Origin of the sequence: Exiguobacterium aurantiacum DSM 6208, from assembly GCF_000702585.1 — a bacterium.
Lineage (GTDB): Bacteria > Bacillota > Bacilli > Exiguobacteriales > Exiguobacteriaceae > Exiguobacterium > Exiguobacterium aurantiacum.
The window spans coordinates 280,125-295,216 of the sequence record NZ_JNIQ01000001.1 but is presented as its reverse complement, the minus strand read 5'-3'; the positions used below and the strand labels follow the sequence as shown (position 1 = coordinate 295,216).

19 protein-coding genes are annotated in these 15,092 nt (G+C 53.0%); 17 read left to right on the top strand and 2 right to left on the bottom strand.

Going from position 1 to position 15,092, the window contains the following annotated elements; all coding sequences use genetic code 11:
- Window positions 1–68: 68 nt before the first annotated feature.
- The 7 genes from P398_RS0101680 (at window position 69) to P398_RS0101650 (ending at window position 5,762) form a co-directional block, all read left to right on the top strand.
- Entirely contained in the window at window positions 69–1,196 is a 1,128-nt protein-coding gene (locus tag P398_RS0101680; RefSeq protein ID WP_029333873.1) for an MFS transporter, read from the top strand.
- A complete protein-coding gene (locus P398_RS0101675) occupies window positions 1,177–1,464 on the top strand; it encodes a hypothetical protein (protein ID WP_029333872.1) in 288 nt (95 codons plus the stop codon). The genes P398_RS0101680 and P398_RS0101675 overlap by 20 nt, the downstream gene beginning before the upstream one ends.
- The gene (locus tag P398_RS0101670; protein WP_034798788.1) at window positions 1,457–3,703 is read left to right on the top strand and encodes a molybdopterin oxidoreductase family protein; all 2,247 of its coding nucleotides are present in this window, start codon (window positions 1,457–1,459) and stop codon (window positions 3,701–3,703) included. The genes P398_RS0101675 and P398_RS0101670 overlap by 8 nt, the downstream gene beginning before the upstream one ends.
- Window positions 3,700–4,242, top strand: a complete 543-nt coding sequence (locus P398_RS0101665) for a 4Fe-4S dicluster domain-containing protein (RefSeq protein WP_015880388.1) — start codon at window positions 3,700–3,702, stop codon at window positions 4,240–4,242. The genes P398_RS0101670 and P398_RS0101665 overlap by 4 nt, the downstream gene beginning before the upstream one ends.
- A gap of 20 nt (window positions 4,243–4,262) precedes the next feature.
- Window positions 4,263–4,769: a QcrA and Rieske domain-containing protein gene (locus P398_RS0101660; RefSeq protein ID WP_029333870.1), complete on the top strand. Its 507-nt coding sequence runs from the start codon at window positions 4,263–4,265 to the stop codon at window positions 4,767–4,769.
- Entirely contained in the window at window positions 4,759–4,962 is a 204-nt protein-coding gene (locus P398_RS0101655) for a hypothetical protein (protein ID WP_029333869.1), read from the top strand. The genes P398_RS0101660 and P398_RS0101655 overlap by 11 nt, the downstream gene beginning before the upstream one ends.
- Window positions 4,963–5,069: 107 nt before the next feature.
- On the top strand, window positions 5,070–5,762 hold the full coding sequence (locus P398_RS0101650; protein ID WP_029333868.1) for a Crp/Fnr family transcriptional regulator: 693 nt from the start codon (window positions 5,070–5,072) through the stop codon (window positions 5,760–5,762).
- Here the strand turns inward: P398_RS0101650 and P398_RS0101645 are convergent, their stop codons facing one another.
- Window positions 5,763–6,248 carry a hypothetical protein gene (locus P398_RS0101645; protein ID WP_235263291.1) on the bottom strand — a complete coding sequence of 162 codons (486 nt, stop codon included), beginning with the start codon at window positions 6,246–6,248 and terminating at the stop codon, window positions 5,763–5,765.
- Window positions 6,249–6,497: 249 nt separating this feature from the next.
- Here P398_RS0101645 and P398_RS0101640 point away from each other — a divergent pair, with 249 nt between their 5' ends.
- The 10 genes from P398_RS0101640 to P398_RS0101595 are packed head-to-tail and all read left to right on the top strand — an operon-like array spanning window position 6,498 to window position 13,752.
- Window positions 6,498–7,814 (top strand): MFS transporter, encoded by a 1,317-nt coding sequence (locus P398_RS0101640; RefSeq protein ID WP_029333866.1) that lies wholly within the window; start codon window positions 6,498–6,500, stop codon window positions 7,812–7,814.
- Window positions 7,815–7,871: 57 nt separating this feature from the next.
- Window positions 7,872–8,879: a GTP 3',8-cyclase MoaA gene (moaA, locus tag P398_RS0101635; RefSeq protein ID WP_029333865.1), complete on the top strand. Its 1,008-nt coding sequence runs from the start codon at window positions 7,872–7,874 to the stop codon at window positions 8,877–8,879.
- A gap of 5 nt (window positions 8,880–8,884) precedes the next feature.
- On the top strand, window positions 8,885–9,388 hold the full coding sequence (locus P398_RS0101630) for a MogA/MoaB family molybdenum cofactor biosynthesis protein (RefSeq protein WP_029333864.1): 504 nt from the start codon (window positions 8,885–8,887) through the stop codon (window positions 9,386–9,388).
- Entirely contained in the window at window positions 9,385–9,933 is a 549-nt protein-coding gene (locus P398_RS0101625) for a molybdenum cofactor guanylyltransferase (RefSeq protein ID WP_029333863.1), read from the top strand. Before P398_RS0101630 ends, P398_RS0101625 begins: the two co-directional genes overlap by 4 nt.
- On the top strand, window positions 9,933–11,168 hold the full coding sequence (locus P398_RS0101620; RefSeq protein WP_029333862.1) for a molybdopterin molybdotransferase MoeA: 1,236 nt from the start codon (window positions 9,933–9,935) through the stop codon (window positions 11,166–11,168). The genes P398_RS0101625 and P398_RS0101620 overlap by 1 nt, the downstream gene beginning before the upstream one ends.
- Entirely contained in the window at window positions 11,144–11,620 is a 477-nt protein-coding gene (gene mobB, locus P398_RS0101615) for a molybdopterin-guanine dinucleotide biosynthesis protein B (protein ID WP_029333861.1), read from the top strand. Before P398_RS0101620 ends, mobB begins: the two co-directional genes overlap by 25 nt.
- Window positions 11,598–12,053, top strand: coding sequence for a molybdenum cofactor biosynthesis protein MoaE (locus tag P398_RS0101610; protein ID WP_029333860.1), 456 nt, complete (start codon window positions 11,598–11,600; stop codon window positions 12,051–12,053). The genes mobB and P398_RS0101610 overlap by 23 nt, the downstream gene beginning before the upstream one ends.
- Complete coding sequence (locus tag P398_RS16500; RefSeq protein ID WP_029333859.1) at window positions 12,050–12,277, top strand: MoaD/ThiS family protein; 228 nt, start codon at window positions 12,050–12,052, stop codon at window positions 12,275–12,277. The genes P398_RS0101610 and P398_RS16500 overlap by 4 nt, the downstream gene beginning before the upstream one ends.
- A 3-nt stretch (window positions 12,278–12,280) precedes the next feature.
- Entirely contained in the window at window positions 12,281–12,745 is a 465-nt protein-coding gene (gene moaC / locus P398_RS0101600) for a cyclic pyranopterin monophosphate synthase MoaC (protein WP_029333858.1), read from the top strand.
- Window positions 12,742–13,752, top strand: coding sequence for a ThiF family adenylyltransferase (locus P398_RS0101595; RefSeq protein ID WP_029333857.1), 1,011 nt, complete (start codon window positions 12,742–12,744; stop codon window positions 13,750–13,752). Before moaC ends, P398_RS0101595 begins: the two co-directional genes overlap by 4 nt.
- Before the next feature lie 41 nt (window positions 13,753–13,793).
- Here the strand turns inward: P398_RS0101595 and P398_RS0101590 are convergent, their stop codons facing one another.
- Complete coding sequence (locus P398_RS0101590; RefSeq protein ID WP_326932339.1) at window positions 13,794–14,948, bottom strand: LysM peptidoglycan-binding domain-containing protein; 1,155 nt, start codon at window positions 14,946–14,948, stop codon at window positions 13,794–13,796.
- Between the last annotated feature and the right edge of the window lie 144 nt (window positions 14,949–15,092).

Below are 15,092 nucleotides of genomic sequence, written 5' to 3'. Positions count from 1 at the left end.
AGTTAAGTCGAGACGTCGTCTTTATGATGAAACTATGAAGTCGCTCGGAAAGAGAAGGGGGAACACATATGTCCGACCGTTATTTTTATTCGACCGCTGCGAAGTGGTCGTTCGTAGGATTCACCGCTTTAGTACTCTCAACATGGGTCGCCTCGGGCAGATTCGAACACGTCGACATGGCGCTGTTCGGTTATTACATCGGCGCCGTCGTCTGCATGATTGGGATGGTCGTCCGCTTGACGTTATTCTTTGCACGGCCGGCCACCTCGCAAGTGTTGAAGCGAAGTATTAAACAGATGAAGGCAGAAAAAAAGCGAGCCAGTAAAGCTGTGGCCGCGACGACCGTGAACAACATCGTCTTGCAAAAGTTTATATGGGAGCGAGGGTGGTACCGCTGGACACAGCACATGTTGATCGCTTGGGGATGTCTCGGCTCGTTCGCCATCACGTTCGGTTTAACGTTCCAGTGGATGCGTTTCGACTTGATTGATATTCAGACGTACCAAATCGTCGTCTTCAATATTCCGACCATCCAGATGGCTGCCCACGGACTGTTCGCCGAACTCGTCTATAACGGGTTGAACATCACCGCACTCATGCTTCTTGTCGGGGTGCTGATGGCGCTTTACCGTCGAATCAACGACCAAGACGTTAAAGTAACGCAACGTTTCGAATTTGATATTCTACCGCTGTTGATGTTGCTCATCGTTACCGTATCGGGACTGCTATTGACCGTCTCCTATGTGTTTTTCGGTGGTTTCATTCATCACGAGCTCGCCTTGTTCCATCAATTGACCGTCATCATCTTTTTATGCTATTTCCCGTTCGGAAAGCTGTTCCATTTACCGGTGCGGCCAATGGCGGCGAGTGTCCCGATGAACTATCGGGAAGTCGAGGCGGACGAGACACGGGTCTGTGCCGGATGCGGCACGCGCTATGCGACCGACAACCAAGTCGAAGACGTTCAGGCGATTCTTCAAGCGCAGACGCTCCAACTCGGGTTGAGTGACGGAACGCAGCTGTCTGACTATTGCCAACCGTGTCGCCGTTCGATGCGCGTGAAGATGCAATTGAATTTGATGAACGGTCAGTTGCCGACCCATCCGGTCGATACGAACACCGGCATGTCGATGCCAGGGTTTGGTCGGCCGAAGGAGACGAAAGGTGAGGCAAAAGATGAGACACCTGTGCGTTAAGTGCGGCGAACCGACCGGAACGCTTGAAGAAGTCGAACAAGTGAAGCAATTGCTCGAAGGGTCGGACCAACTCGTGAAAGTCGATGCGGCGCACACGGTCCAAGACCTCTGTCACGCCTGTCGTCGTCGGGCCCGGCTCGATTCGGCGCTCGGACGGCCCGGAAGTGACGGGATGCATTATCCGCTTCAAACGATTAACGGCTATCACGTCAGTGGATTTTCAAAACGAAGAGCGGAAACGTTCTATGGAGGGGAAGACGATGAGTGACTTTTTAACGTCGCCAGAAGTACAGAATTTAATCAAACCGGGTGAAAAGTTGATCACGACCCACTGTTGTTACTGTGGCATGCAGTGCGGCATGCATATCCGGGTCGATGAGAAAACCGGGGCCGTCAGAGGCGTTGAACCACGCTACGATTTCCCGGTCAACAAAGGAAAACTTTGTCCGAAAGGCGTCACGGCCTATCAAACGATCGAACATCCGGACCGCATCATGACTCCGCTCATCAAACGGAACGGCAAGTTTGAAAAAGCGACATGGGAAGAAGCGCTCGACGTGATCGAAGCGAACTTTAAACGCATTCAACGAGAGCATGGGAAAGATGCTGTGTCCGTCTTCGGCGGCGTCTCGATGACGAATGAAAAATGTTACCTCGTCGGGAAGTATGCCCGGGTCGCACTCGGCACACGGTTCATCGATTACAACGGTCGCTTCTGCATGTCGTCAGCTGCCGGCGGTTTCTTAAAGACACTCGGGATTGACCGCGGGGCGACGCTTCCATGGACGGAGTTCGAGCACGTCGACACATTCTTTGTCGCCGGTTCGAATATCGCCGAATGTCATCCGACGACGACGCAACATATTTGGAAGGCGAAAGACAAAGGCGCGAAAATCATCGTCGCCGACCCGCGTGAAATTCCGATGGCGCGCGTCGCCGATGTCCATCTCGATTTGAAGCCAGGGACGGATGCGGCGCTTGCGATGGGACTGCTCAACTTTTTAGTCGAACACGATTATGTTGATCAAGCGTACGTGGATGAGCGTTGCGATAACTACGAAGAGTTGAAAGCGTCGGTCCGAGACTGGACGCTCGAACGGACGAGTGAGGTGACCGGTGTCGCCATCGAAAAACTCGAGAAGGCCGGTCATATTTACGGGAAGAGCCCACGTTCGGTCATGCTGTTCGCCCGTGGTGTCGAGCAACAGTCGAAAGGGGTCGACAACGTATCACTCTATACGTCGATGGCGCTCTTACGCGGCATGGTCGGGAAATTCGCCTCTGGTGTCGCGACGATGACGGGACAAGGGAACGGCCAGGGGGGCCGTGAGCACGGCCAAAAAGCTGATTTGTTGCCGGGCTACCGCAAACTGACTGATCCGAAAGCTGTTGAATATGTGAGCGGGGTCTGGGGAATCGACCCTTCCGAGATGCCGAAGCCAGGCGTCTCCGCTTTTGAGATGTTTGATGAAATTCAAGCCGGCACGATTCGGGCGATGCACCTCATGTGCTCGAACCCGGCCGTCTCGGCGCCGAACCTCCCTTACGTATGGGACAGTTTTAACAAGCTTGACTTCTTCGTCGTCAGCGACTTCTTCATGTCAGAGTCGTGTGAGTTCGCGGACGTCGTCTTGCCAGCCTGCTCATGGGCCGAGGACGAAGGAACGACTACGAATTTAGAAGGGCGTGTCGTTCGAATCCGGAAAGTCCGCGAGCCGCTCGGTGAATCGCTCCCAGACTGGGAAATCATGAAACGGATCGCCGAACGGATGGGACGCGGACAGTACTTCCCGTACGAGACGGCACGTGAGATTTGGGAAGAGTTCCGGATTGCGACGAAAGGCGGAGCGGCTGACTACTCAGGCATCACGTGGGAACGGATCGACAACGAGTACGGCGTGTTCTGGCCTTGTCCGTCGGAAGACCATCCTGGTACCCCGACGATGTTCAAAGAACGGTTCGGCACAGCGAACGGGAAGGCGAACCTTCCTGTCGTCACATATCGTCCAGCGGGAGAGTATGCGAACGCAGAATTCCCGGTCACGCTCACGACAGGGCGTGTCGTCTTCCACTATTTATCTGGAAACCAGACGAGACGGGTCGATTTCTTGAGCACGATGTCGAAATTGCCATTCGTCGAGATTCATCCTGAACTCGCATCCGACTACGGTGTTCAAACGGGCGACAAAGTCGAGATTCGGACGCGGCGCGGCGCTATGATCGTCGAGGCACGTTTAACGAAAGCGATTCGTAAAGACACGATCTTCGTCCCTTACCATTGGGGCAAAGAGCTCGCCATCAACCAATTGACGAATCCTTGTCTTGACCCGATGTCACGGATGCCAGAATTTAAAGTATGCGCGGCCCAAATGAAGAAGTTGCCTGCGAACACCCCGTTACACATTAACCCGTTGACGGTCCCGCTCGGCTCAAGCGTACCGTTCGTGGCGGACCATGCGATTGCGACGAGTTGTCACGTCATGGATGAGGAGGTACAAACGAAATGAACAAAGTCATGTATTTAGAGTTTGAACGTTGTATCGGTTGTCGTGCTTGTCAGGCGGCTTGCCGCGAATGCGGGGACCACGAAGGGCTCGAGCGCAACTACGTCGACTATATCGATTTCTCGGAGAACCGTCAGACGTTCCCGATGATCTGTATGCAGTGTAAAAATCCGGCCTGTGCCCAAGTATGTCCGGCCAACGCGATTCAAATTACTCCGGAAGGCGTCGTCTTATCTGCTTCCGAAGAAAAGTGTATCGGCTGCCGCAACTGTACGTTCGCCTGTCCGTTCGGGATCCCAAAATTCGATTTTGAGAAAAACAAGATGTACAAGTGTGACATGTGTTATGACCGCTCGAAGCACGATATCGCCCCGATGTGCGCGTCAGTTTGTCCATCAGATGCGATCCGTTTTATCGACCATGACGAGATGATGCAGTTGCGGCGTCAACGTGTCCAAATGAACATGATTGAAGGAAAAAAACCTTCACAAGACGATAAATGGAATTACGTCCCTGAATTCTTTGGCGTCTATTCCGATTGAGATAGAAAGGAAGATGACTTATGTCAAACGAATCAAAAGACCGGGAACGTTTATCCGCGCTCGTCGACAACTTGAGTCGGGCCGATGATGTAAAACTAAATCGACGGGCGTTCATCAAATCGACGTTCGGCGCGGGCATCGCGCTCGGACTCGCGACCGTCCCGTTCAATATTGCCGCGTTCGTTCGCAGTGAGCCGAAAACCGATCGGCAGTTCATCACGACGGTCGCTTCACTTGAGCCGGGAAAATCGCTCGAATTCGAATACCCGGGCAAGGAATCCTCGTTGCTCGTCCACTTAAAAAATGGGGAATTCGTCGCTTACAATAATAAGTGTACGCATTTACAGTGTCCGGTCTTCTATGTCGAAGAAGAAGACGTATTGCTATGTCCGTGCCATCGTGGCTATTTCAGTGTCGATGGTCAGCCTCAGTCCGGACCACCACAACGAGAGCTTCCTAAAATCTTGCTTGAAATCGAGAACGGAAAAATCTTTGCGGTCGGAAGAGAGATTCATCATGGGGCGTAAGGTGTGGAGTTTGCTCGGTCTCGTAATCTTATTGGCGACGAATATGATCTTATTGCAATATACGATTGAAAGCTACATGGTATACGATCATGCTTCGATGCGGCTTTACATGGGAATTGCGATTGTGAACGTCGGATTGATCGCATTAGTATATCGATATTGGAAGAAAATTGAATATAAGGTGAAAGAATAGTCGCCCCTTTGAAACGCTTCCAAATGTTGATTGCGTTTCAAAGGGGTTTGTGTTTAGAATAGAGGCAAGCTGCAAATTGGTGCGGATTTTTAGGAAGGTTGGTGGAAATGGCTCACTCTAGCAAAACGATGGTACTCGATGAAACGAAAAAACTGGCTCATCGGATCATCCATATCCCAAAAGGCGGTTTCTTGTTCCGGGAACAAGAAGATGCGAGCGAATTTTATATTGTGAAGACGGGACTCATTCAAATCTCTAAATTGACGGAGAACGGCAAAGAGTTGACGTTACGCTGTTTAAGTGCGGAGGCTTGTTGCGGAGAGTTGACGTTGTTCGCGATTGAACCAAAATATTTATTCAATGCGAAAGCGTTAGAAGATAGTGAAATTTATGCCGTTAAAATCGAACGGATTGAAAATATGATTTTGTCATCGAACCCTGAATTTGTACGTGAGTTCATGGTGATGATCAACGAGCATATGCGAAAACAGCACACGAAATTCCGGGACCTCGTGTTGAACGGGAAGAAAGGTGCGCTCTATTCGACACTGATTCGCATGGCGAACAGCTATGGGGTGGAAGTCGAAGAGGGTATCCTCATCGACTTGAAACTGAAAAACCAAGAGCTCGCCAACTATTGCGGTACGTCGCGTGAACGCGTGAACCGCATGTTGAACGAGCTCGCCCAAGAAGGGATCATTTCGCTCCCGTCCCGTCAAATCATTATTCATGATTTAGAAAAGTTGAAGCAGCTTAATCATTGTGAAGATTGTCCGATTTCGGTCTGTGTTATCGATTGATCACATGACGGCCGCAAGCGATAACTCACCTTCAAAATGTTCTAACCCATCGGCCTCGATCGTACAGGCCGATACATAAAACTCGCCATCTTCCACCAATTCGTAAGACCGAAGGACTCCTTCGGCCAGCTTGATCCCGTTGGCGCGGACCTCGACGACGACACCTTCCATCGAGCGGACGCGCGCAGCGGATAAGAAGTCCAGCCATCGTTTGAAGTGACGATAGACGGTGACCGTCGTCCCGTCTCCTAAATAACCGATGACGGCCTGTGTGTCATCGATTGTCACGTCATGATGGGTGTCAATCCGAGTGAGCAAGTTGTACAGTGCTTCTAGTTCTTCTAGCGGACTTTCAAGCGGGAACGTGATATCGAGCCCCGTCTCCGTGAACGCGGCCTCGGCAATCGAGACACCGAAGACACGGAACACTTGGACTCCGTCTTGACTGAAAAAATAAGGTTGCAAAGCCATGCGGGCTTCAGGCATGCAGTGAATTCGAATAAGATGCGACAAATCAATCCCTCCTCTATTCCTTACGATAAGGAACAGAGGAGGGATTTTCTGTGTTCAATGTCACAGAACGAAAAGAAAACTTATTTTGTCACAGAATCATGACAAGCTCGTGAAATTAAGAAAGATGCGAAATAAGTGTGAAAGATGACACACTTTTTTAGGAGGTGGCTCGATAGGATGAGTGTATGGTACGAATTGACCCGATTAGAGGAGGAACTGATGATGCAACAACTACAAAAAACAACAAACGGCCTGACCGAGTGGAAGCCGGAAGATACCCAGTTTTGGGAAGGGACAGGCAAACGAGTCGCCAGTCGTAACCTACTCGTCTCCGTCCCGGCGTTAACGCTCGCGTTCATTGTCTGGCAGATGTGGTCAGTGGCCGCCGTACAATTGAATTCAATCGGATTTAGTTTTACGCAAGGGCAGTTGTTCACCTTGGCTGCACTCCCAGGGCTCGTCGGGGCGTCGTTGCGCTTTTTCTACACGTTCGCGAACAGTATATTCGGCGGGCGGAACTGGACGATCTTCTCGACATCGATTTTATTGTTGCCGCTTCTCGGTATCGCTTACGCTGTTCAAAACGTGAACACACCGTATTGGGTATTCATGGTTCTAGCTGCACTTTGCGGACTCGGGGGCGGGAACTTCTCGTCTTCAAACGCGAACATCGGCGCCTTCTATCCGAAAGCGAAAAAAGGGACGGCGCTCGGTATTAACGGTGGAGTCGGGAACTTAGGTGTCTCGCTCGTTCAACTGATTACACCATTGGTGATCACGACGGGGATTTTTGGTGTCATCGGTGGAAGTGCCCTCGTGACTGATACAGGCGAGCAAATTTGGCTTCAAAACGCAGCGCTTCTCTGGGTCGTTCCGACCATCGTGTTGACCGTTTGCGCCTATTTGTTCATGGATAACCTCCCGACGGCACGCCAATCGATTCGAGAACAAGCAAGTGTATTCAAAGAAAAACACTTCTGGATCCAAACGCTACTTTACACGGCGGCGTTCGGATCGTTTATCGGCTATGCCGCGGCGTTTCCGATGATCTTAAAATTGAAGTTCCCGGAATCTGATTTGATGGCACTCGCGTTTCTCGGGGCCTTCTTGGGCGCTTCATCTCGACCTTTCGGCGGATGGATCAGTGACAAAGTCGGTGCCGCGAAAGTGACACTGATCGTCTTTGGCATCATGGCGCTCGGCACAGTGTCAGTCATCATGGCAATCACGAACGACAATTTAACGATGTTCTTCGTTTCATTCGTCATCTTGTTCATCGCAACCGGTCTTAATTCGGGGGCGACGTTCGCGATGATACCGCACGTGTTCGTAGCCACGAAAACGCCGGCCGTCGTCGGTTTCTCGGCAGCCTTCGCGGCATACGGCGCCTTCTTCATTCCGAAGATGTTCGGTTGGTCGCTTGACCTCGTCGGCTCATTCAACGGCGCATTGTTCGTCATGCTAGGGCTCTATGCGATCTCAATTGCGATCACGATTTACTACTACTTGCGAAGCGGTGCTGAAAAACCAATTCGCTGACGACGACGGAGGGGCTTTGACAGTCCCTTCGGACGTGATAAGAAAGGATGAAAGAGCATGACACCATGGACCGATCGTCGAAGACGGCCGCTAGAAGATTTACGTATCTCAGTCATTGATAAATGCAACTTTCGCTGCCGGTACTGCATGCCAGAAGAGGCGTTTCGTCACCACCAGTTTTTGAAGCGCGACGAACTGCTATCGTTTGATGAGATCGAGAGGTTCGTTCGGATCGTTGCGCCGCATGGTGTAAAGAAAGTCCGATTGACGGGGGGAGAGCCGTTGTTACGCCCCAACCTTGATGACTTGATCCGTCGTTTACGTAACGTCACAACGATTGAGACGATCGGTTTGACGACGAACGGCGTCTATCTAGAACGGACGGCGAAGGCGCTGAAGCAAGCCGGGCTTGACCGGGTCAACGTCAGCCTAGACGCTTTATCAGCCGAGACGTTCGGGATGATGAACGGGCGGGGGACGTCACCGGAGATGGTGTTACGAGGCATCGATGAGGCGAAACGACAAGGGATCGAAGTGAAAGTGAACATGGTCGTCCGAAAAGGATGGAACGACCATGAAGTCGCCCCGATGGCCGCCTATTTCAAAGAACGGAACATCACGCTCCGTTATATCGAGTTCATGGACGTCGGTACAGCGAATGAGTGGAACGTCGAACATGTCGTATCGTCTGAATCGATTTTAGACGTGTTACGCCAACGAAACGGCTTGCTCGAGCCTCTTGCTCCCGAGGCGCTCGGAGAAGTCGCGAAACGCTATCGTTATGACGATGGAGCGGAAGTCGGTTTCATCTCCTCGGTCAGTCAACCGTTTTGTGGGACATGTACGCGAGGCCGTCTATCGAGTGATGGTAAATGGTACACGTGTCTATTCGTGGAAGACGGAACCGACATTCGCGAACTGTTACGTAGCGGGGCGAGCGATGACCTGATCGCGATGACGTTGAAAATGGTATGGGAAGTACGTGACGACCGCTATTCAGAAGAACGGTCGCGCAGTGGCAACCGGATACGAAAGCGGATTGAAATGAGTTATATCGGAGGGTGAAGGTCATGCAAGCACACAATCACACACATGAAAACACGAAGCGTGTCCGGGCCGCGATTTTAACGATTTCGGACACGCGCACGCTCGATACGGACGTGTCAGGTGAACATATTTGCACGTTGTTGAAAGAAGAGGCACATACGGTCACGTACCGCGAGATCACGAAAGATGATCCGCTTGAAATCGAGGCGGCTGTCAGACGAATGGTCGATGAGAAGATGGATGTCATCTTGACGACCGGAGGGACAGGAATCACGAAACGGGACGTCACGATCGAGACGATTCGACCGCTGCTCGACCGAGAGATGGTCGGCTTCGGCGAACTGTTCCGTCACGTCAGCTTTACGGAAGATATCGGTCCGGCGGCGATGCTGTCACGGGCTCTCGCCGGACGCATCGGGGACACGATCATCTTCTCAATGCCAGGATCGCGAGGCGCTGTCGATTTGGCGATGACCCGTTTGATTCTCCCAGAACTCTCACACATCGTCTGGGAAGCGACGCGATGATTGGCATCGTCTTGGCAGGCGGCAAATCGCGCCGCTTCGGGTCCCCTAAATGGCAAGTTCGCTACCAGGGTGTCTCGTTTGAAGAACGGGCACGGCAAACAATGGCGACGACGACGACGGCTCAGTGGAGCGTCGTACCAGCCGGACAGACGACGGCCCCGCATCAACTGGAAGACGACCACGAATGGCGCGGTATGGGACCGCTCGCAGGCATCGTCACCGTCATGCGGCACGTTTCGAGTGATTGGTATGCCGTCTGTGCGTGTGACACGCCACTGGTGCCGCCGTGCGTTTATGAGCGCCTGGCGACGGAACGAGGGGATCGGCCGGTTGTCGCTTACGCAGACGAGCGGATCCATCCGCTCATCGCGTTGTATCCCCGCTCGATGTTGGCGCAGTTTGAAGTCGCGCTACGTCGCGGACAACGGGCGGTCATGCCTCATGTGACCGAGGCAACAATCGTCTCGTTTGAAGAGCGGGATTGGTTTAAAAATGTGAATACGCAACATGATTTTGAAGCACTGCTAGGGAAGGAAGTGGAGTAATGGAAAAGGTGTCGACGCTATTTCGCAAACCGCTTGCCGTTGACGAGGCGATCTCACTCGTCCGAGAAGCGACAAGGCGAGCCGAGACGGAAACGGTACCGTTGCATCGGTCGAACGGGCGAACGTTGGCGATGGACCTCGTCGCGACACATGACGTTCCCGCGTTCGACAAGTCGCCGTATGACGGCTTTGCGGTCCGGTCCGCAGACCTACAAATTGCGAGCCGCGATGAACCGGTGACATTACCCATTCAATACGTGCAAGGCGCCGGGCATGTCGGGGCGCCGTTACGTGACGGTCAGGCCATTCGGATCATGACCGGGGCCAAGATTCCAGCCGGGGCCGATGCGGTCGTCATGCTCGAGCTCGTTCAAGCGGACGAACGAGTCGTGACGTTCAAGCGGCCTGCCCGTGATGCGAACATCTCCTATCGCGGCGAAGATGTGGCGGCAGGAACGAATCTCGTCAATCGCGGCACCCGAATCAACCCAGGCGTCATCGCCTTGCTCGCGACGTTCGGCTACGAGCGGGTCGACGTGTACGGGAAACCGCACATCACCGTGTTTGCGACCGGCGACGAGCTCGTCGAACCGGGACTGAAGAAAGATGAGGGCCGGATTTACAATTCGAACGCATATATGATTCTCGCCCAAATCGAAGCGCTCGGTGGCACGGCGACGTACGGCGGCATCTTACCGGATACGTTCACCTCGACGAAACGTGCGATTGACGAGGCACTTCAAACGAGTGACGCCATTGTCACGACGGGCGGGGTGTCGGTCGGAGATTTCGATTATTTGCCCGACGTGTATCATGCGCTCGGGGCGACGGTACTGTTCAATAAAGTCGGGATGCGGCCCGGATCCGTCACGACTGTCGCGCGCGTAAACGACCGGCTGTTATTCGGTTTGTCCGGCAATCCGTCGGCGTGCTTCGTCGGCACGGAGCTGTTCGTCGGCACGTATATGAAGACGTTGTTCGGGCAAACGGAGCGCCCGACTATCGAGGCGCAGCTCGGTATCGATTTCCCGAAACCGAATCCGTTCGACCGGTTCGTGCGCGGTCATGTCACGATCGAAGCGGCCGGATTGGCGGTCGTTCATCCGAGTGGCAAAGACAAATCGGGCATCGTCTCCTCGCTTGCGACGTGCAATGCGTTGATTCATCTGCCAGGCGGGACGAGAGGGTTTCAAAAAGGAGATATGGTGCGATGTCACATCATCGATCAGCTTTGATTTTACAAGTGGTCGGCTATCAAAATAGCGGCAAGACATCGTTCGTCTCCGAGTTGACGAAGCAGTTGTCGTCGGCTGGTCGACGCGTCGGGGTGATCAAGCATCACGGTCACGGCGGGGCGCTTGACTTACCCATGTCTGACTCGCATCGCCACGCGTTGGCTGGTGCTGTATTATCGAGCGTGATCGGTGAAGACGGGACGTTCATCGAATGGCAAGCCGTCGACACGTTTGAACTGCTGTTAAATTGGTATGAAGCACACGTCGATATCGTCCTCATCGAAGGATACAAACGAAAAGACTACCCGAAAATTGTACTTGTCCGAGACGGACAGGAACAACCAATCGATTTGACGAACGTGATTGCACGCGGAGATTCCGTGACAGACCGTGCTCGGTTGATGCGTGCTGTGGAAAGGTGGATGGGCGATGAAATGGTACGAAGTAAATGAACATCCGCTCGAACCGATGGCACTCTACGAGGTGGTCCGACATCGTAACGTTGGAGCGGTCGTGCTGTTCATCGGAACGGTGCGGGAGATGACAGGGTCTAAACAGACCGAGCTCCTCGAGTACGAATCGTACGTGCCGATGGCCGAGAAGATGCTCGAACAAATCGCGCAAGAAGTGGCGGAACGTTGGCCTGGTGCATTGACAGCCATCCATCACCGAATCGGGCGGCTCGACATTACGGAAGAAGCGGTCGTCATCGCGACGAGTTCTTCCCACCGTGCCGATGCGTATGAGGCGAACCGGTACGCGATCGAACGCATCAAAGAAATCGTTCCGATTTGGAAACGAGAGCATTGGACAGACGGTACGAAATGGATGGGTGATCAAAAAGAGCAGCTGCCGGGCCGCCCGGAAGGAGTGACGTACACATGATTGAAGTATTGTGCTTTGCCCACGTGGCAGAAGAATTGGCCGTCCGATCCTATACCGTTTCAGCGCCGCAAACCATCGCCGCCTTGCGAGCTGATTTGGCCGATCGGGGCGTCTCGGGTGCAGAACGGCTCATGTTCGCGGTCAATGAGCGTTATGAGATGGATGACTACATGATCGAAGACGGGGACACGGTTGCCGTCATTCCAATGGTAAGCGGAGGGTAAACGATGGAATTGACACATATGAACAACCAAGGGCGGGCGCAGATGGTCGATGTATCGGATAAACCGGAAACGACTCGGACAGCTCGGGCCCGGACATCGGTGGGGCTGAGCGGAGAGCTCAAACAGCTCATCACGGACGGCAGTCTCGTGAAAGGCGACGTGCTCGCCGTCGCCCAAGTGGCTGGCATCATGGCCGCTAAAGAGACGAGCCGCATTATTCCGATGTGCCATCCGCTCGCCTTGAAAAAAGTTGATTTGACGTTCGAGTGGGACGAGACGCAGCTCATCATCGAGTCGTTCGTGAAGACGAAAGGGGATACCGGTGTCGAGATGGAGGCGTTGACAGCCGCGTCAGTCGCTGCTTTGACCGTGTACGATATGACGAAAGCCGTCGATAAAGGAATCGTCATCGGACCGACGTACTTGCTCGAGAAACAAGGTGGGAAGTCTGGAGACTACATCCGATGACACGCATCCCGGAGCGCTATGCGCGGCAAGCCCGATTTCATGGCATCGGAGCGGAAGGTCAAAATGAACTAGCGATGAAGCGCGTTCTCCTTGTAGGGCTCGGCGCTCTCGGTGCGGCAGTATCGGATCAGCTCGTGCGTGCCGGCGTCTCGCTCATCCTCGTCGACCGCGATTATGTCGAGATGACGAACTTGCAGCGACAGACGCTCTACGCAGAACAGGATGCGCTCGCCGAGACGCCAAAAGCGATTGCGGCGTTTGAACGGTTAAAGGCGATCAACTCAGATGTCGATTTGAACACGCACATCGCCGACGTCTCTTGGGATTGGCTTCGTCCGTTGCCTCACGTCGACATGGTGCTGGACGCAACAGATAACGTCGACACACGCCTTCTATTGAATGACTTTGCGCTCGAACGCGGCATTCCGTTTTTATTCGCCTCGTGCGTTGGAGCCTATGGGATGAACTACACAGTGATGCCAGGGCAGGCACCTTGTCTTCGTTGCCTCATGCGTCATTTACCGCTTGCCGGACAGACGTGTGCGTCAGCGGGGGTCGTGGCGCCGATCGTGCAACACGTGGCGAGTCGTCAAGCGGTGGAGACGCTTAAATATTTGACGGGCCGTCATGAGAAAATGGAACGCCGTCTCTTGATTGAAGACATGTGGGAAAATCAGTCGCAACGACTCGATGTCGCACGACTCGTCGACGTGTCGTGTAAGTCTTGCCAACAACATGAATATCCGAGCCTCGTTCCGAATCGACAGCAGACAGCACTTTTATGTGGACGTGACGTTGTCCAAGTCCGCCGGCCTATCGAAGGGCTTGAGCCGATCGCCAATCAGCTTGAGCGAGCCGACGTCTCCGTGAAGCGGACACCGTTCATGTTGGAGTGGCGATGGCGAAATCATCGGATGCTCTTATTCAAAGATGGTCGGGTGCTCGTCCATGGAGTCGATGACACGCATGTCGCGGCAGCGATGGTCGATGAATGTCTTGGCGCATAATAAAAGAAGTGTCCACCGAGTTCGGTGGGCACTTCTTTTGATTAGCGAGGAATCGTGAGCACTTGGCCGACACTGATCAAGTTGACGTTCGTAATATTGTTGGCAGCGGCAATCTTGGCGACGGTCGTGTTATAGGCTGTCGCAATCTTATAGAGGGTGTCGCCCGACTTGACCGTGTATTTGACGGTCGTCGCAGGCGGCGGTGTGACGGTCGTGCCCGGGATGATCAACACTTGTCCGACGTAAATCGAGTTGACGTTCGTGATATTGTTGGCGGCGGCAATTTTCGCGACGGTCGTCTTATACAGCGTCGCGATCTTATAGAGGGTGTCGCCTGACTTGACCGTGTATTTGACGGTCGTCGTAGGCGGCGGTGTGACGGTCGTACCTGGAATGACGAGCACTTGTCCGACGGAAATCAAGTTGTAGTTGGTGATTTTGTTCGCGGCAGCGAGGGCGGCGACGGTGACGTTGTAAGCACGGGCGATGCTGTAGAGCGTATCCCCTGATTTGACAGTGTACGTTTTACCGGTCGGTGCTTGTTGATACGCGAGCAGTTGTGAGACGGTGACGAACTTGTACCCTTTCGCTTTTAGTTGTGAAATCATCGTAGGCAAGGCGAGCGGTGTGCCCGGTGCGCCTGCACCTGTGTGCATCAAGACGATTGAGCCAGGTTTGATGTTCGTTTGGACTTTTGTGTTGATTTGACTGGCGGTGAGACCTTTCCAGTCGATTGTGTCAATGTTCCATTGAATCGTATAACCATAGCCGGCTGCGCCGACTCCGTTCAAGACGGCACTATTCACAGCGCCGAACGGTGCCCGGAAAATCGGTTTTGTCGTCTTGCCTGTTAGTGACTTGACGATCGCTTCCGTCCGATCGAGCTCTGTTTTCATTTGAGTGGCGGTTAATTTGGTAAAGTCTGGATGGCTGTAGGAGTGGTTACCGAGTTGGTGACCTTTGGCTGCGATGTTTTTAATGTATTGGGGGTGATGGTTGGCGCCCGATCCAGTTAAAAAGAAAGTGGCTTTGACGTTGTTTTTCGCGAGTATGTCCAAAATCTTGTTCGTATTCGCACCATCCGCCCCATCATCGAACGTCAATGCCACGACTTTACTGGTCGTGTTCACGCTCGTTATGAATTTTGAAGCGGCGGCATCGGCTGATTTTGGATAAGTGACTAACGGTGCCAACATGATCAACAAGGCCATTAATACACGTACGAACCTGCTCTTCATTTTCCATTCGCCTCCATTCATGGTGTATGTATCTTGATGTTAAGGCTTTCCAAATATTGAGCTGTATATATATTTTATATACCCCATTTCAGATGATCTCAT